At 64.8% G+C, this 17,264-nt stretch carries 18 protein-coding genes; 12 read left to right on the top strand and 6 right to left on the bottom strand.

From position 1 onward, the window contains the following. Nucleotide 1: 1 nt before the first annotated feature. The 4 genes from paaC to pcaF are packed head-to-tail and all read right to left on the bottom strand — an operon-like array spanning nucleotide 2 to nucleotide 3,224. A complete protein-coding gene (paaC, locus tag ACP150_RS08260) occupies nucleotides 2–757 on the bottom strand; it encodes a 1,2-phenylacetyl-CoA epoxidase subunit PaaC (protein WP_424966111.1) in 756 nt (251 codons plus the stop codon). Beyond that, complete coding sequence (paaB, locus tag ACP150_RS08255) at nucleotides 754–1,038, bottom strand: 1,2-phenylacetyl-CoA epoxidase subunit PaaB (protein ID WP_424966110.1); 285 nt, start codon at nucleotides 1,036–1,038, stop codon at nucleotides 754–756. The genes paaC and paaB overlap by 4 nt, the downstream gene beginning before the upstream one ends. Beyond that, entirely contained in the window at nucleotides 1,035–2,024 is a 990-nt protein-coding gene (gene paaA, locus ACP150_RS08250; protein WP_424966109.1) for a 1,2-phenylacetyl-CoA epoxidase subunit PaaA, read from the bottom strand. The genes paaB and paaA overlap by 4 nt, the downstream gene beginning before the upstream one ends. Before the next feature lie 3 nt (nucleotides 2,025–2,027). After that, entirely contained in the window at nucleotides 2,028–3,224 is a 1,197-nt protein-coding gene (gene pcaF, locus ACP150_RS08245; RefSeq protein ID WP_424966108.1) for a 3-oxoadipyl-CoA thiolase, read from the bottom strand. Between the two features lie 184 nt (nucleotides 3,225–3,408). Here pcaF and ACP150_RS08240 point away from each other — a divergent pair, with 184 nt between their 5' ends. Genes ACP150_RS08240 through modC form a run of 4 tightly spaced genes read left to right on the top strand, consistent with a single transcriptional unit; the run spans nucleotide 3,409 to nucleotide 6,280 of the window. Then, nucleotides 3,409–3,768 carry a winged helix-turn-helix domain-containing protein gene (locus tag ACP150_RS08240; RefSeq protein ID WP_424966107.1) on the top strand — a complete coding sequence of 120 codons (360 nt, stop codon included), beginning with the start codon at nucleotides 3,409–3,411 and terminating at the stop codon, nucleotides 3,766–3,768. After that, nucleotides 3,761–4,510 (top strand): molybdate ABC transporter substrate-binding protein, encoded by a 750-nt coding sequence (modA, locus tag ACP150_RS08235; protein ID WP_424966106.1) that lies wholly within the window; start codon nucleotides 3,761–3,763, stop codon nucleotides 4,508–4,510. The genes ACP150_RS08240 and modA overlap by 8 nt, the downstream gene beginning before the upstream one ends. Continuing rightward, the gene (gene modB / locus ACP150_RS08230) at nucleotides 4,503–5,201 is read left to right on the top strand and encodes a molybdate ABC transporter permease subunit (RefSeq protein ID WP_424966105.1); all 699 of its coding nucleotides are present in this window, start codon (nucleotides 4,503–4,505) and stop codon (nucleotides 5,199–5,201) included. Before modA ends, modB begins: the two co-directional genes overlap by 8 nt. Continuing rightward, on the top strand, nucleotides 5,198–6,280 hold the full coding sequence (modC, locus tag ACP150_RS08225) for a molybdenum ABC transporter ATP-binding protein (RefSeq protein ID WP_424966104.1): 1,083 nt from the start codon (nucleotides 5,198–5,200) through the stop codon (nucleotides 6,278–6,280). The genes modB and modC overlap by 4 nt, the downstream gene beginning before the upstream one ends. Nucleotides 6,281–6,289: 9 nt before the next feature. Here the strand turns inward: modC and ACP150_RS08220 are convergent, their stop codons facing one another. Continuing rightward, nucleotides 6,290–6,622: an Hpt domain-containing protein gene (locus ACP150_RS08220; protein ID WP_424966103.1), complete on the bottom strand. Its 333-nt coding sequence runs from the start codon at nucleotides 6,620–6,622 to the stop codon at nucleotides 6,290–6,292. 156 nt (nucleotides 6,623–6,778) lie between these two features. Between ACP150_RS08220 and ACP150_RS08215 the strand changes: the two genes are divergently transcribed. Then, a complete protein-coding gene (locus ACP150_RS08215) occupies nucleotides 6,779–8,056 on the top strand; it encodes a PP2C family protein-serine/threonine phosphatase (protein WP_424966102.1) in 1,278 nt (425 codons plus the stop codon). Between the two features lie 12 nt (nucleotides 8,057–8,068). Here ACP150_RS08215 and ACP150_RS08210 read toward each other — a convergent pair whose 3' ends face one another. Further along, complete coding sequence (locus tag ACP150_RS08210; RefSeq protein WP_424966101.1) at nucleotides 8,069–8,521, bottom strand: NUDIX hydrolase; 453 nt, start codon at nucleotides 8,519–8,521, stop codon at nucleotides 8,069–8,071. Nucleotides 8,522–8,630: 109 nt separating this feature from the next. On the opposite strand from ACP150_RS08210, the gene ACP150_RS08205 reads away from it, so the two are divergent. The 7 genes from ACP150_RS08205 to ACP150_RS08175 all read left to right on the top strand — a co-directional run bounded on the left by ACP150_RS08205 (nucleotide 8,631) and on the right by ACP150_RS08175 (nucleotide 17,224). Beyond that, the gene (locus tag ACP150_RS08205; protein ID WP_424966100.1) at nucleotides 8,631–9,629 is read left to right on the top strand and encodes an Hsp33 family molecular chaperone HslO; all 999 of its coding nucleotides are present in this window, start codon (nucleotides 8,631–8,633) and stop codon (nucleotides 9,627–9,629) included. Further along, a complete protein-coding gene (locus ACP150_RS08200) occupies nucleotides 9,616–10,215 on the top strand; it encodes a CoA pyrophosphatase (protein ID WP_424966099.1) in 600 nt (199 codons plus the stop codon). Before ACP150_RS08205 ends, ACP150_RS08200 begins: the two co-directional genes overlap by 14 nt. Next, entirely contained in the window at nucleotides 10,215–11,360 is a 1,146-nt protein-coding gene (locus ACP150_RS08195) for a CCA tRNA nucleotidyltransferase (RefSeq protein WP_424966564.1), read from the top strand. The genes ACP150_RS08200 and ACP150_RS08195 overlap by 1 nt, the downstream gene beginning before the upstream one ends. 65 nt (nucleotides 11,361–11,425) lie before the next feature. Beyond that, entirely contained in the window at nucleotides 11,426–13,270 is a 1,845-nt protein-coding gene (locus tag ACP150_RS08190) for an ABC transporter ATP-binding protein (protein WP_424966098.1), read from the top strand. Next, entirely contained in the window at nucleotides 13,267–15,111 is a 1,845-nt protein-coding gene (locus ACP150_RS08185; protein WP_424966097.1) for an ABC transporter ATP-binding protein, read from the top strand. Before ACP150_RS08190 ends, ACP150_RS08185 begins: the two co-directional genes overlap by 4 nt. Before the next feature lie 40 nt (nucleotides 15,112–15,151). Continuing rightward, nucleotides 15,152–16,390, top strand: a complete 1,239-nt coding sequence (locus tag ACP150_RS08180; RefSeq protein ID WP_424966095.1) for a class I SAM-dependent RNA methyltransferase — start codon at nucleotides 15,152–15,154, stop codon at nucleotides 16,388–16,390. Between the two features lie 12 nt (nucleotides 16,391–16,402). Continuing rightward, nucleotides 16,403–17,224, top strand: coding sequence for an ion transporter (locus tag ACP150_RS08175; protein WP_424966094.1), 822 nt, complete (start codon nucleotides 16,403–16,405; stop codon nucleotides 17,222–17,224). Nucleotides 17,225–17,264 lie beyond the last annotated feature (40 nt).

Genomic DNA, 17,264 nt, shown 5'->3' with positions numbered 1-17,264 from the left:
GTCACCACACCGCATCGGGATGGCTGCGCGGCAGGATCTGCATCACCGCCAGCATCGGACCCAGATGCTCCGTATGCCGCGCGCCGGTCTTGCCGCCGGTCTGGGCAAAATCGCTCTCGGGAATGCGGAGGGTCGCCTCGGTCAGTGTCGCGCGAACCGTCTCTTCCCATGCCGGGCGCAGGCTATCTGGCGCGGGGCCCAGCCCGGCCTCGGCGATTTCGGTCTCGACCGCATCCGATGTCAGCGCCTCGCCCGCATAGGGCCAGAGCCGATCCAGCGCGGCCTGCATGCGGCGATGGCTTTCCTCGGTCCCGTCGCCCAATGCGATCACAAGACCCCGGGACCGTTCCAGATGATAGGCGCTTTCCTTCGCCACTTTGGCCGCGATCCCGGCGATCCTGGCATCGCTGCTCTGGGACAGGGCGGCCAAAAGCGGCTCTTGATAGGCGTCAAACAGGAATTGCCGCAGGATCGTATGGCCGAAATCCCGGTTCGGCTGTTCCAGCAGCAACAGATTCCGAAACCCGCGTTCATCGCGGAAATAGGCCAGATCATCGGCACTGCGCCCGGCCCCCTCAACCTCGGCGGCGAGGCCCAGCCACATCTGCGCCTGCCCGATGAGATCCAGCGCGGTATTGGCCAGCGCGATATCTTCTTCGAGCACAGGCGCATGACCGCACCATTCCGAGACCCGGTGACCCAGCAGCAGCGCATTGTCCCCAAGACGACAGAGGTATTCGAACAGGACCGCGCTCACATCGGCCCCACATCGTCGGGAATGTCGAAGAAGGTCGGGTGGCGATAGACCTTGTCCTCGGCCGGATCAAAGAGCGGACCCTTGTCCGACGGGCTGGAGGCGGCGATATGCCGGGCCTCGACCACCCAGATGCTGACGCCTTCGTTGCGGCGGGTATAGACGTCGCGCGCATTCAGGATCGCGCGCTCGGCATCCGGCGCGTGCAGGCTGCCCACATGGCGATGACCCATCCCATGCTGCCCACGGATGAACACCTCCCAGAGGGGCCATTCACCGCTCATTCCGCCGCCACCCGGGTTGCGCATTTCGCGGCATGGGCGCTCAGGGCGTCGCGCACCCAGGCACCGTCATCCCACGCATCCCGCCGCGCCTGCAGCCGTTCGGTATTGCAGGGCCCGTTGCCCTTGAGCACCTCGAAAAACTCGTCCCAGTCGGGCTCGGAAAAGTCATACTGCCCGGTCTCGTCATTCCAGCGCAGATCCGGGTCCGGCACGGTCAGGCCGAGATACTCCGCCTGTGGCACGGTCTGGTCGACGAACTTCTGGCGCAGCTCGTCATTGGTGTTCATCTTGATCCGCCAGGCCATGGATTGCGCGGAATGTACGCTGTCCTTGTCGGACGGGCCGAACATCATCAGCGACGGATACCAGAACCGGTCGAGCGCATCTTGGGCCATGGCGCGCTGGGCGGGCGTGCCCTCGGCCATCTTGCGCATGATGTCGAACCCTTGCCGCTGGTGGAAGGATTCCTCCTTGCAGATCCGCACCATGGCCCGGGCATAGGGCCCGTAAGAGGTGCGCTGCAACGGGACCTGGTTCATGATCGCGGCCCCGTCGACGAGCCAGCCTACCGCCCCCATATCCGCCCAAGTCAGGGTCGGGTAATTGAAGATCGACGAGTATTTCATCCGCCCCTCGTGGAGCGCTTCGAACAGCTCATCCCGGCTGACCCCGAGGGTCTCGGCCGCACAATAGAGGTAGAGCCCGTGGCCCGCTTCATCCTGCACCTTGGCCAGCAGGATCGCCTTGCGTTCCAGCGTGGGGGCGCGGGTGATCCAGTTGCCCTCGGGCAGCTGGCCGACGATCTCGGAATGGGCGTGTTGCCCGATCTGCCGGATCAGGGTCTTGCGATAGCCCTCGGGCATCCAGTCCTTGGGCTCGATGGTCTCGCCCGCGTCGATCCGGGCCTGAAAGGCGCGCTCCTGCGGGGTCATCTCCTCGTGGGACTTCACGCCGCGTCCGGTGGATTTGATCATCTGTGCATACATCGGTCAGACCCTTTCCAAAATCATTGCCACGCCTTGCCCGACCCCGACGCACATGGTGCACAGGGCATAGCGCCCCTGCCTGCGGTGCAACTCGCGCACTGCCGTCAGCACCAGCCGCGCGCCGGACATGCCCAGCGGATGGCCGAGGGCGATCGCGCCGCCATTGGGGTTCACATGGCCCGCATCATCCGGCAGGCCGAGCGTGCGCAGGCAGGCGAGCACCTGAGCCGCGAAAGCCTCGTTCAACTCGATCACATCCATCTGGTCGAGGGACAATCCCGCGATCTCAAGCACCTTGCGCGTCGCGGGCACGGGACCGAGCCCCATGATGCGGGGCGCAACCCCGGCACTGGCCGTGGCGACGATGCGCGCGAGGGGCGTGTGATGGCGGCTCAGCACCTCGCCCCCAAGCAGGAGCGCCGCCGCGCCGTCATTCACCCCGGCGGCATTGCCTGCGGTCACGCTCCGTTCCGGTCCGTTGATCCCTTTGAGCCGGGCGAGCGCGTCCAGTGTTGTCTCGGCGCGCGGATGCTCATCCCTGTCGATCCGGGTCGTGCCCTTGCGCGTGGAGATCTCGACCGGGGTGATCTCTTCGGCGAAGTGACCGTTCTCCATGGCCTTGGCGCAGCGGGTCTGGCTGCGGAACGCATAGGCATCCTGATCCGCGCGGGCGATGCCATGATCCTCGGCTACGTTATCGGCGGTCTGGGGCATGGACTCGGTGCCAAATGCCGCCGCCATGGCCGGGTTCACGAAACGCCAGCCGATGGTCGTGTCATGGATCTCGGCCTGCCGGTCGAAGGGCCGGGTGGCCTTGGCCATCACGAAGGGCGCGCGCGTCATCGATTCCACGCCGCCCGCGACCACCTGCGTCGCCTCGCCAAGCCGGATCGCGCGTGCGACCTGGGCCACCGCGTCGAGGCCGCTGGCGCAAAGCCGGTTGACCGTGATCCCCGGTACGGTCTCGCCCAGTCCGGCCAGCAGGCCCGCCATCCGCGCCACATTGCGGTTGTCCTCCCCGGCTTGGTTTGCGCAACCAAGCACGATCTCGTCGGTGGCCCTCGGGTCGAGCTTCGGGTGGCGGGTAAGAAGCGCCCGGATCGGGATCGCGGCCAGATCATCCGCGCGCACAGGTGACAGCGCGCCGCCAAAGCGGCCAATCGGCGTGCGCACACCGTCAAAAACATAGGCTTCGGTCATGACCGGTCCTCTCCCCCTCATGGGGTAGGATAAGGCAGCGTCGAAGGTCGCGCAATAAAAACGTTACAGATTGGATTAGCTGTATGATATTCTGTAACGTTATGAGGCCGCCACAGGTTCGTTATTGCCGGAGAACAATAACGCGAGTACGGTCCCCCTGATCCAGTGTCAGCGAGTCCCCCCGATGGTTGCCGCCCCCCGTCTCCGCATCCGCCTGCAATTCGAAGAAGGCTCGCGTCTTGGGCCGGGCAAGGCTGACCTGCTTGAGACGATCGGAAGGACCGGGTCGATCTCGGCCGCCGGGCGCGAGATGAAGATGAGCTACACGCGCGCCTGGGCACTGGTGGAGCAGATGAATGAAAGCTTCGCCGAACCCCTTGTGGCCAGTGCCCGGGGCGGGGCGAAGGGCGGCGGCGCGCAGCTGACCGAGGCCGGCCAGCAGGTGCTCGCCGCGTTCCGCGCCCTCGAGACCGCAGCGCAGGAGGCGGGTGCCGCCCAGATCGCGGCCATAACCGCCCTGCGCAAGGAGACGCAGGATGACTAGACTGCGGGCTCTGGCGTTTCTGGTCATGGCGATGGCGCTGCCCCTGCGCGTGGAGGCGGATGTCTCGGTCTTTGCCGCCGCGAGCCTCAAGAATGCCCTCGAGGAAATTGCTGCGGCTTGGACCGAACGCACGGGTGAAAAGGTGACCCTGACTTTCGCGGCCAGTTCGACCATCGCCCGGCAGGTGGATCAGGGCGCGCCCGCGGATATTGTCCTGCTGGCCAATGAGGCCTGGATGGATTGGCTCGAAGAGCGGGATCGCCTGCGTCCCGAGACCCGCCATGGGCTGGTTGGCAATCGGCTGGTCCTGATCGCGGCGGAGCCTGTTTCCCTGACCCCCGCGCCGGGTTTTCCCTTGGCCGAGGCGCTGGGCGAGGATCGTCTCGCCATGGCCCTTGTCGACGCGGTGCCCGTGGGCATCTACGGCAAGGCGGCCTTGACCAATCTGGGTGTTTGGCCGGACGTCGCGCCGCGCATCGCGCAAACGGACAATGCCCGGGCCGCGCTCGCGCTGGTCGCCACCGCCGAAGCCCCCTTTGGCATTGTCTATGCCAGTGATGCTCGGGCCGAGACGCGTGTGACGATTGCAGGGGAGTTCCCGCGCGAGAGCCATCCGCCCATCCGCTATCCGGCTGCTTTGAACGCCGAAAGCCTCGATCACGCACTCGGATTCTTCGCCTTTCTCGCGGGTGATGCAGCGCGTCTTGTATTCGAGCGGCACGGGTTCGAGACCGATGACTGACTGGCTGGGCCCGGATGCGTGGGACGCGGTCGCCTTGTCTCTGCGCGTCTCGATCTGGGCTACGCTGTGCAGCCTGCCCCTGGGGATCCTCGTGGCCTATGCGCTGGCGCGCTGGCGCTTTCCCGGACGGCAGATCCTCAACGGGCTCGTGCATCTGCCTTTGATCCTGCCACCCGTGGTTACGGGTTACCTGCTGTTGCTGACCTTCGGGCGACGCGGACCAGTGGGCGCTTTCCTCGAATCGAGCTTCGGGATCGTGCTGGCTTTTCGCTGGACCGGCGCTGTCCTCGCCGCGGCGATCATGGCGTTTCCGTTGATGGTTCGGGCGATCCGCCTCGCGATCGAAGCCGTGGATCCCCGGCTGGAGCAGGCGGCAGGCACGCTCGGGGCCTCGCCGCTGGTCGTCTTTGTCACCGTCACGCTTCCCCTGATCCTGCCGGGTGTTCTGACGGGGGCGATCCTCGCCTTTGCCAAGGCGATGGGCGAGTTTGGGGCGACGATCACCTTTGTGTCTAATATCCCGGGCGAGACCCAGACGGTGCCCTCGGCGATCTATGCGTTTCTGCAGGTGCCCGGGGGCGAAGAAACGGCCTTTCGGCTCGTGCTGGTCTCGGTTGTGCTGGCCATGGGCGCGCTGCTGCTGTCCGAGATGGTTTCGCGCGCAGTCGCTCGGCGGATTTCAGGCGCATGACCCTGTCTGTCGCCGTCCAGCATCGGGCCGGATCCTTTGCGCTCGATGTGCAGTTCGAAGCGCCGCCGGGGGTCACAGCGCTGTTTGGCAAATCCGGCTCCGGCAAGACAACCGTCGTCAATGCGGTGGCGGGCCTTTTGCGCCCGGATGCCGGGTCGGTGCGTGTCGCCGGTCGGGTTCTTGTGGATCGGGGGCAGGGTGTCTGGGTGCCACCTCATGCGCGGCGTCTGGGCTATGTGTTTCAGGAAGGGCGGCTGTTTCCGCATCTCACCGTGCGCCAAAACCTTCTCTATGGTCAGAAACGGCGCGGAACCCAGATGAGCGGAGCGTCTCTTGACTCCGTTGTGGACCTGTTGGGGCTCTCTGGGCTTTTGCCGCGTCGACCGACGGATCTGTCCGGAGGCGAAAAGCAGCGCGTGGCCATCGGCCGTGCGCTTCTGTCGGAGCCCGATATGCTCCTGATGGATGAACCTCTGGCGGCTCTGGACATGTCCCGGAAAGCCGAAATCCTACCCTATATTCAGAGGCTTTGTAGCGAGGTCGGCGTTCCGATCCTCTATGTCAGCCATTCCGTGCCCGAGATTGCGCGGATTGCTACAACCGTTGTCGCCTTGGACAGGGGGCGCGTCCTGCGCGTGGGGCGCGCGGAAGAGGTTCTCGCGGATCCAGACATCGCGCCTGTGCTCGGGATCCGCGATGCGGGTGCCTTGATCTCAGGCGTGCTGACGGATCATTTCGACGATGGTGTCAGTGCGCTGACGTTCAGTGGCGGAACACTGATGTTGCCGCGCCAACGTGACCCGGTGGGCACAGAGTTGCGGGTCCGGATCGAGGCCAAGGATGTTATGTTGGCGATCGACCGTCCCAGTGGGATTTCCGCGCTCAACTGTCTCACGGCCCGGATCGAAATGATCCGGCGTGGGGAGGGTCCGGGCGTTCTCGTGCAGCTCAGGGTGGGCTCTGACCTGCTATTGTGCAGGATCACGCGCCGATCTGCCAACGCGCTGGACCTGAAAATCGGGCAATCCTGCTACGCTATTCTGAAATCGGTCTCGGTCGCCAAGCAGGATATCGGCTAGGCCGTCAGCCTAGGCGACCAGCTGCGTTTCAAGACCGTCCGAGAACACAGCCTTGGCGGTCTCGAAGGCGGCAACGATCTCGGGGATGTCCACGGAGGCGCCGTTGCCCGCCGCAGCCGCGGCTTCCCCATCAGCGCAAAGCTTGCCAAGCGCGCGAAACCCGAGGTTCCAGGCGCAGCCCTTGATCAGGTGCATCAAAGCTTCGAGATCCGCACCCTTGTCTGCGGTCGGAAGCTGGCCGATCGCGGCTTCAACCTCCTCCATAAACACCTCTACAATTTCGCCGAAATCGTCCGCGCCGATTTCGTCCTGCAGCTCCCTGACCCGGTTCCAATCAATCATGATTCACTCGCTTTTCCGCCCTCGCATTGGCCGGAACTCTAGGCCGGGCATGTTAACGAATCCTGAGTGGACGAATGGATTTCCGAAGCATTTTAAACTTCATCCCCTGTTAAGTGGGGGGGCTTAGGAACAAGTCAGCAACACGAGTAGTTCCGAATGATTCCTGAGCCAACAGACGACCTGCCCCCCCACGATACGACTGCCGGTGCGCTTCACGTGCTCGTGGTCGATGACAGTCGATTGCAGCGCCGCATTCTCTCCATGGCGTTGAAGAAAAAGGGCTATGTGGTCTTTGAGGCCGAGGATGGGAATCACGGGCTGGAGGTGTTTCAGGACAATCGCATCGATATCGTGATCAGCGACTGGATGATGCCGGGTCTCTCCGGCCCGGAGATGTGTCGCGCTTTGCGTGATCTGAACTGTGATCACTATGTCTACATCATTCTTTTGACCACAAAGACTGAAAAGAATGAGATCGCTGAGGGGTTTGATGCCGGCGCGGACGACTTCCTGTCCAAGCCTGTGCACACGGTCGAACTTATGGCGAGAATCACCGCGGGCGAGCGTGTCATGCGCATGGAGCGGGAGCTGACCAACAAGAATGCGCTGATTTCCGAGACGCTGGCGGAGCTTAAGACGCTTTATCAGGCCGTGGACAACGATCTGATCGAGGCCAAGAAGCTTCAGCAATCGTTGGTGCGGGACAAGATCGGGACGTTCCGCGATGCGGAGATTGCTCTGATGTTGCAATCAAGCGGGCATGTGGGCGGCGATCTGGTCGGTTTCTTCCGAATCAACTCGTCGGAAATCGGTCTCTATTCGCTCGATGTGTCCGGCCATGGAGTGAGCTCTGCATTGATGACGGCCCGTCTCGCGGGTGTGCTGTCCGGCTCGGTTCCGGGAAAGAACATCGCGATTGAGGCGGATCCAGACGGGAACCCGGTTGGGCGGGATCCGGGTGCGGTCGCGGCGGATTTGAATACGCTGCTCCTCGAGGAGATGGATACCGAGCACTATTTCACCATCATCCTCGCCATCCTGAACAGTGAAACGGGGCATATCCGTCTCGTGCAGGCAGGCCATCCCCATGCCCAACTTCTGCGCAGTGGCGGCAGCCCGGAGCTCATGGGCGATGGTGGATTGCCAATCGGTCTGCTCGATGGGGCCGAGTATACGAGCTTCGAGACCACATTGAACGCGGGCGATCGCATTCTGATGGTCTCGGATGGTTTCACGGAATGCACAGATCCCGATGGCAACATGCTGGATGATGCCGGGCTGTCAAAATGGGTCGCGAAGCATCGTGACCTCGATGGCCCGACACTGATGGAGGTGCTGCCGCGGGAACTGGACAGCTTCGCTCAGGGCGCGGATTTCGGCGACGATATCTCGGGCCTCGTGCTCGATTTTGGCCGTGTATCAAGCGACACGTGAGGAACGCTGTTCTCAGATCAAGCCCTGACTGCGACCCCATTGCGAAACAAAAGCACGGTCCCCGGCATTGGCGAGCTCCACGGTCGCCTCGCTCGGGCTCATCCAGAGCGGTAAGTGATCCTCTTCCACCGGGGGGCCCATGCACAAGGTCGGCCTCCCGAGATAGATATGGCAGAGCTTCTCAGCCCAGATCCCGTATTCCGGCATGAAGGTGAACCGACGAAAAACCCCCAGCTTTCGCAAAACGCAGATATGCCAGCCAGTCTCTTCGAGCACCTCACGGTGCAGGGCTGGTAACGGGGCTTCGCCGGGGTCGATCCCACCCCCCGGCAGCTGGATCTCTGTCTGGGCCCCGAACTGAACGGTTGTGAGGATCTGTGACCCCCGCTGCAGGATCGCATAGGCACCCGGGCGCCTTTGATAGGCTTGCCCTGCCCGAACTGCTTCGCCATACCGTCTGATCATACCCGTCCAACGCCTCCCGCGTTGCCTGTGCGCGCCCTTGGATGCATCGCGGACGGCTTCTATATAGCTTCGGTATGCCAGCAACGCGCCCCTCTAGGAAGGCCCCTCCATGACACTCGCGTCCAAACTTGCCTGGGACGATACAGTCCTGCCGTTTCAACTCGACCGGTCCGATATCCGGGGGCGGGTGGCCCGGCTCGATGGTGTGCTCGATGGTGTCCTGGCGCAGCACGACTATCCCCCCATGATCGAGGCGCTGGTCGCGGAGGCCGCCGTTCTCACCGCGCTGATTGGCCAGTCCATCAAGCTGCAGTGGAAACTGTCGCTCCAGATCCGCGGCGATGGCCCCGCCCGCCTGATCGCGACGGATTTCTACGCGCCCGAGGAAGAGGGCGCGCCGGCCCAGATTCGCGCCTATGCCAGCTATGATGCCGAGCGGCTCGCCGCAGAGACCGACCCCTTCAAGGCGATCGGCCGGGGTTACTTCGCGATCCTGATCGATCAGGGCAAGGGGATGGAGCCCTATCAGGGCATCACGCCGATCGCAGGTGACAGCCTTTCGGCCTGCGCCGAGACCTATTTCGCCCAGTCCGAGCAATTGCCCACCCGGTTCGAGATCAGCTTCGGGCGCAGCACCGAACCAGGTCAGGCGGAACACTGGCGCGCCGGTGGCGTGATGCTCCAGCATATGCCCAAGGCGTCGCCCTTTGCCGCGGGTGATGCGACCGGAGAGGCGGGGTTGCTCAAACCCGATGATATCCTGGCCGGCGACGAGGGTGAGAACTGGACCCGCGCGAATGTCCTGCTCGATACGGTCGAGGCTCTGGAACTGATCGGCCCTTCTGTGGCGCCATCGGACCTGCTGGTGCGGCTGTTCCACGAGGAAGACCCGCGGGTCTATGACGCCCTTCCGGTGAAGTTCGGATGCACCTGTTCGCCGAACCGCGTGCGCCAGAGCCTGTCGATCTACTCGGCCAAAGACATCGCGCATATGACCACCGAGGAGGGCATCGTCACCGCCGATTGCCAGTTCTGCGGCGCGCATTACGAATTCAAGCCCGAAACCCTCGGGTTCGAGGCGGTGGAGGGTCCGGATGCCGCTGGATGATGTCGCCAGTCGCGTCGCGCTGGCGTTGCAGGCGGCGCGCGGAGGCTCCTCGGATTTCGACCTGAACCCGGAATTTGCGCCGCCGCCGACCCGGAAATTGCGACCAGCGGCGGTGCTCGTCCCTCTGATCCAGGGGCCCGGCGGGGTCGAGTTGATCCTGACCAAGCGCTCTTCGCGGCTCAAGCATCACCCGGGTCAGATCGCCTTTCCGGGGGGCAAGGTGGATGAGGGCGATGCCTCCGCTGCGGATGCGGCTCTGCGCGAAGCCTGGGAGGAAATTGGCCTGCCCGCCGATGCGGTGAAACTCGTGGGCGAGTTGCCTGCCCACGAGACGGTGACCGGCTACCGGATGCAGCCCTTCGTGGGCATTGTCACAAACCCGTTCGAGATCGTGCCGGAACTTGGCGAGGTCGCGGAGGTGTTCCGCGTGCCCTACGGCCATGTCACGGATCCGGCCCGGTTTTCCGTGCAGGACCGAATCTGGCAGGGGAAATCCCGTCGTTTTTACACGGTGCCCTATGGGCCCTATTACATCTGGGGGGCGACTGCGCGGATCCTGCGAGGCTTCGCCGACGCACTGCAGTGATCCTGCCGCCCGGACCCTGGGCGGACCCCGCCCCGCAGCGGGTTCTGCACCTGTTGACCGAGGCCGGGCATCAAGCGCTCTATGTCGGCGGAACGGTCCGGAACGCTCTGATCGGGGCACCTGTGACCGATCTCGACATGGCCACCAGCGCTTTGCCTGACACGGTGCGCGCCCTGGCCGAGGGGGCGGGGTTCAAGGTCATTCCCACCGGGTTGTCCCACGGCACCGTCACCGTGATCGCCGACGGTCACCCCATTGAGATCACGACCTTTCGCCGGGATGTCGCTACCGATGGCCGCCACGCCGAAGTCGCGTTCTCGGAGGATGTTGCCGAGGATGCCAGCCGCCGGGATTTCACCATGAACGCGCTCTATGCCACTGCGTGCGGAGAGGTTGTCGACCCTTTGGGCGGTGCGCCGGACCTCGCGGCGCGGCGGGTGCGGTTCATTGGTGCGCCCGAGGATCGCATTCGTGAGGATTACCTGCGGATCCTGCGCTTTTTCCGGTTCACCGCCTGGTATGGCGCGCCCGAGGAGGGGCTGGATGCCGAGGGGCTTGCGGCCTGCGCCGCGCTCGCCGGAGGGTTGCGCACGCTCTCGGCCGAGCGGGTCACGGCGGAACTTCTGAAACTGCTGGCGGCGCAAGATCCGGCCCCGGCGGTCGCAGCGATGGCGCAATCTGGGGTCCTCGCCCGTACGCTGCCCGGCGCGAGTGCCGAGGCGCTCGCGCCCCTCATCCACCTGGAAGGCCAGCTTGATCTGTCCCCCGAGCCGCTGCGCCGGTTGGCCGGCCTGGGTGGCTCGACCGACGCGCTGCGCCTCTCCAAAGCGCAGGCCCGCAGACTGGCAGAGCTGCGTCACCATCTGGGGGCTCTGACCGGCCCGGCGGAGTTGGGCTATCGTCTTGGCGCGCTCGTCGCGCGGGATGTCCTGACCCTGAGGGCCGCGCTATTCTCGACGCCGTTGGACCCCGCGCAGATCCCTGAGGTCGAACGGGGCGCGCAGATGGTCTTCCCCCTCCGGGCCAAGGACTTGCCGGACGCGTTGCAAGGACCCGAGATCGGGGCCGCGCTGCGCAAGTTGGAAACGGCCTGGATTGCCTCGGGCATGCGCTTGTCAAAGGCGGAGTTGCTGGCCCGCCTCTGAGCCTATGGCCGTGGCATTTCGCGTGTCCGAGGCTATATAGCTAGGACAGCCCAAGGACCGTTCCCATGTTCCGCTATTTCGAGCGTCTCATAGACCCGTATGTGGCCTATTCCGAGACGGATCGCCCCCCCACGCGCCTCTGGCCGTTCATCAAATCTTGGTCGCAGCCGTTCCGCGGCGTCTTTGCGGTTGCCGGGGTGATGTCCGTGCTGGTGGCGGCTGTGGAGATCGGGCTGATTTTCTACATGGGACGGGTCGTGGACCTGTTATCCTCGAACACGCCCGCCACGATCTGGGAGAGCCACGGGCTTGAACTGGTGCTGGTGGCCGTGTTCATCCTGCTGCTGCGCCCGGTGTTGCAGGCCTTTGACGTGCTGCTTCTGAACAATGCGATTCTGCCGAATTACAGCACGCTCTTTCGTTGGCGCGCCCATCGGCAGGTGTTGCGGCAATCCGTGGGCTGGTTCGAGAACGACTTTGCCGGGCGGATCGCAAATCGGGTGATGCAGACGCCGCCGGCCGCGGGCGAGGCGGTGTTTCAGGTCTTCGACGCCCTGAGCTTCTCGCTCGCGTATCTGATCGGGGCTGCGATCCTGCTCATGGGGGCGGATCCGCGCCTCGCGCTGCCGCTCATCCTGTGGTTCGGGTTCTATCTCGCGCTGGTGCGCTGGACGATCGTGAATATCGGCCCCGCGTCCAAGGCAAGCTCCGAGGCGCGGTCCGAGGTGACGGGCCGGGTCGTGGACAGCTACACCAACATTCACGCGGTGAAACTCTTTGCCCATCATGACCGGGAGCTCGACTACGCCAAAGAGGCGATCGAGACCACCCGGACGACCTTTGCCCGCGAGATGCGGATTTTCACCACCATGGATATCGTGCTGGTGATCCTGAACGGATTGCTGATCGTCGGGGTGGTCGGCTGGGCAGTGGTCCTCTGGATGCAGGATGCGGCTTCGGTGGGTGTGGTCGCGGCGGCGACGGCATTGACCTTGCGGCTCAATGCCATGACCGGCTGGATCATGTGGGCGGTGTCGAATTTCTTTCAGAATCTCGGCGTGATCGCCGAAGGCCTGCAGACCATTGCGCAGCCGATCACCCTTGTGGACGCGCCGGATGCCAAACCGCTGGAGCTGCGCGAGGGCGAGATCAGACTGGAGACCCTGAGCCACCATTACGGGCAGGAGACTGGCGGTCTCGACAAGATCGACCTGACCCTCGCGCCGGGCACGCGGGTGGGGCTGATCGGGCGCTCGGGGGCGGGGAAGTCGACCCTCGTGAAGCTTCTGTTGCGGTTCTATGACGCCGATGCCGGTCGGGTGCTGATCGATGGTCAGGACATCGCGAAGGTGACCCAGGATAGCCTGCGCGCCGAGATCGGGATGGTGCAGCAGGACAGTGCGCTGCTCCATCGCTCGGTCCGCGACAACATCCTTTATGGCAAGCCCCACGCCACCGAGGCCGAGGTGATTGCCGCCGCCGAACGCGCCGAGGCCCATGATTTCATCCTTGGGCTGACGGACCCTGAGGGCCGCACCGGCTATGACGCCCATGTGGGCGAGCGGGGCGTGAAACTCAGCGGCGGGCAACGCCAGAGGATCGCCCTCGCGCGTGTCATCCTCAAGAACGCGCCGATCCTCGTGCTCGACGAGGCGACTTCGGCCCTCGACAGCGAGGTGGAGGCGGCCATTCAGGACACGCTCTATGGCGTGATGGAGGGCAAGACGGTGATCGCCATCGCGCACCGCCTGTCGACCATCGCCCATATGGACCGGATCCTCGTTCTGGATGACGGCCGGGTGATCGAGGACGGCACCCATGCGGATCTGCTGGCCAAGGGCGGGCTCTATGCCCGGTTCTGGTCGCGGCAATCGGGTGGGTTCATTGATACGACGGAGGCCGCGGAATGAGTGTTTTGCGCCGGATCGAGGATCTGATCGACGGGTTCCAGCCAGCCGACGGGCCGCCACCGCAACAGCTGGGCGCGTTCCTGCGCTGGTGCTTGCGGGGCTCGATGCCCGTGCTCTGGGCGGCGGCGGCCCTCTCGGCGCTCGCGGGCACGCTCGAGGTGATCTCGGCCATGCTGCTGGGCTATGTGATCGACACGGCGCTGGGCGCCGGGCCCGAGGGGTTCTTTGCCAGCCAATGGCCCACGGTCCTGCTCTTTGCCGGGTTCTTCATCCTGATCCGGCCGGCGATCTTTGGCCTGTCTTCGGCGGCCAATGCCATCGTGGTGCAGCCCAACCTGAACCCGCTGGTCCTGTCGCGGCTGCACCGCTGGACCATGGGCCAGTCGGTGAGCTTCTTTGACAATGATTTCGCCGGGCGCATCGCCCAGAAGCAGATGCAGACCGCGCGCGCGGTGACGGATGTCACCTCCGAGGTGATCAATGTGGTCGCCTTCGCGCTCGCCTCCATCCTGGGTTCGGCGATCCTGCTTCTGACCATCGACCCCTGGGTTGCTCTGGCGCTGAGCGTCTGGCTCGTGGCCTATCTCGGCCTGATCCGGGCGTTTCTGCCCAAGGTGCGCAAACGCTCTGCCGCGCGGGCCGGGGCGCGGGCGAATGTCACCGGGCAGGTCGTGGATACGGTGACCAACATCAAGACGGTCAAGCTGTTCGGGCATTCCGAGCATGAGGACCGCGCGGCCCTGAACGCCATGGGCAGCTACCGCCGCAAGGCGCTGGATTTCGGGTACATCTCGTCGAGCTTCCGGTTCTGGCTCATGGCGATTGCGGGGGTGCTGCCGGTGTTGCTGATCGGCGGGACGCTGGTCCTGTGGACCAACGGGGCCGCCACCCCGGGGGACATCGCCGCCGCGGGGGCCATCGCGATCCGGATCGCGCAGATGACCGGCTGGGTCAGCTTCACACTGATGGCGATTTACGCGAATGTCGGCGAGGTCGAGGATGGGATGCGCACGCTGACCGTGCCCCATGAGCTGACCGATGCAGCGCAGGCCGAGGCCATGAAAACCACACAGGGTCGGATCGCCTTCGAGGATGTGACCTTCATGTATGGCCGCGATGTGGGCGGGATTGACGGGATCTCGCTGACGGTGGAGCCGGGGCAGAAACTGGGTCTTGTGGGGGCCTCGGGGGCGGGCAAATCAACCCTGACCGGGCTGCTTCTGCGGCTCTATGATACGGAATCCGGGCGGGTGACCATCGATGGCACCGACCTGCGCGCGGTTACCCAGGACAGCCTGCGCCAGCAGATCGCCATGGTCACGCAGGAGACGGCCATGTTCAACCGCTCGGCGCGCGAGAACATCCTCTATGGGCGTCCCGACGCGACAGAGGCCGAGATGATCGCCGCCGCCGAGCGGGCCGAGGCGCACGCGTTCATTCTGGATCTGGAGGATCACGCCGGGCGCAAGGGCTATGACGCTCATCTGGGCGAGCGCGGCGTCAAGCTCAGCGGCGGACAGCGGCAGCGGATCGCCCTGGCGCGGGCGTTCCTGAAGGATGCGCCGATCCTTGTGCTGGACGAGGCGACCTCGGCGCTGGACAGCGAGGTCGAAGCCTCGATCCAGGATGCGCTCGACCGGGTGATGGAAGGCAAGACGGTGATCGCCATCGCGCACCGGCTCTCGACCATTGCCCAGATGGACCGGATCGTGGTGCTGGATCAGGGGCGGATCGTCGAAGACGGCACCCATACGGAGCTTCTGGCCAAGGGCGGTCTCTATGCGCGGTACTGGAATCGCCAGTCCGGAGGCTTCATCGGGTTGGTGGATGCGGCGGAATAACCAAGTTGCCGGAGCCGCGCGCGCCCGCTAAAGCCCGGCCATGACCGAGACAGTGACCATCACCCGACTGGGCCTTCATGGCGACGGCATCGCGCCGGGGCCGATCTATGCGGCGCGCACCCTGCCCGGAGAAGAGATCCGCGGCGAGATCGACGGCGACCGGATCTCTGCACCCAAGATCGTGACGCCCTCGGCGGATCGGGTGAAAGCCCCATGCGCCCATTACGCGCGCTGCGGCGGTTGCGCGGTGCAGCACGCCTCGGACCCGTTCGTCGCCAGTTGGAAGACGCAGATCGTGGTCGAGGCGCTCGCCGCCCATGGCCTGAGCGCCCCGATGCGGTCGATCCAGACCTCGCCACCCCGCTCCCGTCGTCGCGCGACCCTGTCCGGACGGCGGCTGAAGAAGGGCACGTTGCTGGGGTTTCACACCCGCGGCAGCGACACGATTGTTGATATCCCGGCCTGCGAAGTGCTGGACCCTGCGATCACGGCGGCCCTGCCGGATCTCGCGGCCTTTCTGCCCGAGCTTGGCTCCCGCAAGGGGGAACTGTCGCTGGCGGTGACGGTGTCCGAGGCGGGGCTGGACGTGGATGTCCGGGGCGGCAAGGCGTTGGACGAGGCGCTGCGCCTGCGGTTGACGGCACTGGCCCAGCGATTGGATCTGGCCCGGCTCAGCCTGGAGGGCGATGTGCTGGTGACGCTCCGCCCCCCGGTGCAGCGCTTTGGCCCGGCGGTGGTTACGCCCCCGCCCGGCGCTTTCCTGCAGGCCACCCGCGAGGGGGAGGGCGCGCTCCTGGCGGCCGTGACCGAGGCGGTCGGCCCGGCCAAACAGGTCATCGACCTTTTTGCCGGATGCGGGACCTTTGCCCTGCCTTTGGCCCAACGCGCCGAAGTGCTTGCCGTGGAGGGCGATGACGAGATGCTCGAAGCGCTCGACGCCGCCTGGCGCAAGACGCCCGGCCTGTCGCGGGTGCAGGTCGCGACGCGGGATCTCTTCCGCCGACCGCTACTGCCCGATGAGCTGGCCAAAACCGATGCGGTGGTGATCGACCCGCCCCGCGCCGGGGCCGAAGCCCAGACCCGCTGTCTCGCCGAGGCGCGCGTGCCCCGGATCGCGGCGGTGTCCTGCAACCCGGTGACCTTTGCCCGCGATGCCAAGATGCTCTGTGATGCGGGATATCGCCTCGCTTGGGTGCAGGTGGTGGATCAGTTCCGCTGGTCCCCCCATGTGGAGCTTGCTGCCGCCTTCACCGCACCCCATATCGACCCCGACAGCTGAGGAATTCCGCCGATGACAGCCTTGCGCGCCCGCCTAGCCGACTGGATCGAGAGCCCTCGGATCCGCTCATTCATCATCGGAGTGATCGTGCTGAACGCGGTGCTTCTGGGGATGGAAACCTCCGAAAGCCTGATGGCGGCGACAGGCGGGCTGATCACGACCCTCGACAAGATCTGCCTCGGGATCTTCATCGTTGAACTGGCGATCAAGCTCGTTGCCCTTGGGCCGCGCTTTTTTCGTTCGGGCTGGAACATCTTTGACTTCCTGATCGTCGGTGTGGCGATCGTCCCGGGGGCGCAGGGCTTCTCGGTCCTGCGGGCGCTCCGCATCCTCCGGGTGCTGCGCGTGATCTCTGTCGCGCCGAGCTTGCGCCGGGTGGTCGAGGGCTTTGTAACCGCGCTGCCCGGCATGGGGTCGGTGTTTTTGCTGATGGCGATCATCTTTTATATCGGCGCGGTCATGGCGACGAAGCTCTTTGGCACTGGCTGTCCGACCTGCACGCCCGAGCAAGCGGCCCAGTTCGACACTTGGTTCGGAGATCTGGGCCGCTCGGCTTATTCCCTGTTCCAGATCATGACCCTCGAGTCGTGGTCCATGGGGATCGTACGCCCGGTGATGGAGGTCTACCCCTATGCGTGGATGTTCTTTCTGCCTTTCATCATGGTCACGACCTTCGCGGTAGTGAACCTGCTGGTGGGTCTGATCGTAAACTCGATGCAGGATGCCCACTCCGCCGAAGAGGTCGCCGCCACCGACGCGTATCGGGATGAGGTGATGAACCGGCTCAAGGCGATCGAAGAGGCGCTGGAAAAGCGGTCTCCCCCCAATTCGTGATTGGTCCGGGGCGGCGAAATCTGGCACTCTGTGGCCAATA

This window comes from Dinoroseobacter sp. S375 (assembly GCF_049800775.1).
In the GTDB taxonomy this organism is placed as follows: Bacteria; Pseudomonadota; Alphaproteobacteria; order Rhodobacterales; family Rhodobacteraceae; genus Dinoroseobacter.
The sequence above is the reverse complement of the archived record's forward strand: the minus strand, read 5'-3'. Positions and strand labels throughout refer to the sequence as shown.

What these genes read in the sequence shown, in the direction of transcription:
- paaB (WP_424966110.1), bottom strand. Translation starts at nt 1,038, where the DNA reads ATGAGCGGTGAATGGCCCCTCTGGGAGGTGTTCATCCGTGGGCAGCAT.
- paaA (WP_424966109.1), bottom strand. Translation starts at nt 2,024, where the DNA reads ATGTATGCACAGATGATCAAATCCACCGGACGCGGCGTGAAGTCCCAC.
- pcaF (WP_424966108.1), bottom strand. Translation starts at nt 3,224, where the DNA reads ATGACCGAAGCCTATGTTTTTGACGGTGTGCGCACGCCGATTGGCCGC.
- ACP150_RS08240 (WP_424966107.1), top strand. Translation starts at nt 3,409, where the DNA reads ATGGTTGCCGCCCCCCGTCTCCGCATCCGCCTGCAATTCGAAGAAGGC.
- modA (WP_424966106.1), top strand. Translation starts at nt 3,761, where the DNA reads ATGACTAGACTGCGGGCTCTGGCGTTTCTGGTCATGGCGATGGCGCTG.
- modB (WP_424966105.1), top strand. Translation starts at nt 4,503, where the DNA reads ATGACTGACTGGCTGGGCCCGGATGCGTGGGACGCGGTCGCCTTGTCT.
- modC (WP_424966104.1), top strand. Translation starts at nt 5,198, where the DNA reads ATGACCCTGTCTGTCGCCGTCCAGCATCGGGCCGGATCCTTTGCGCTC.
- ACP150_RS08220 (WP_424966103.1), bottom strand. Translation starts at nt 6,622, where the DNA reads ATGATTGATTGGAACCGGGTCAGGGAGCTGCAGGACGAAATCGGCGCG.
- ACP150_RS08215 (WP_424966102.1), top strand. Translation starts at nt 6,779, where the DNA reads ATGATTCCTGAGCCAACAGACGACCTGCCCCCCCACGATACGACTGCC.
- ACP150_RS08210 (WP_424966101.1), bottom strand. Translation starts at nt 8,521, where the DNA reads ATGATCAGACGGTATGGCGAAGCAGTTCGGGCAGGGCAAGCCTATCAA.
- ACP150_RS08205 (WP_424966100.1), top strand. Translation starts at nt 8,631, where the DNA reads ATGACACTCGCGTCCAAACTTGCCTGGGACGATACAGTCCTGCCGTTT.
- ACP150_RS08200 (WP_424966099.1), top strand. Translation starts at nt 9,616, where the DNA reads ATGCCGCTGGATGATGTCGCCAGTCGCGTCGCGCTGGCGTTGCAGGCG.
- ACP150_RS08190 (WP_424966098.1), top strand. Translation starts at nt 11,426, where the DNA reads ATGTTCCGCTATTTCGAGCGTCTCATAGACCCGTATGTGGCCTATTCC.
- ACP150_RS08185 (WP_424966097.1), top strand. Translation starts at nt 13,267, where the DNA reads ATGAGTGTTTTGCGCCGGATCGAGGATCTGATCGACGGGTTCCAGCCA.
- ACP150_RS08180 (WP_424966095.1), top strand. Translation starts at nt 15,152, where the DNA reads ATGACCGAGACAGTGACCATCACCCGACTGGGCCTTCATGGCGACGGC.
- ACP150_RS08175 (WP_424966094.1), top strand. Translation starts at nt 16,403, where the DNA reads ATGACAGCCTTGCGCGCCCGCCTAGCCGACTGGATCGAGAGCCCTCGG.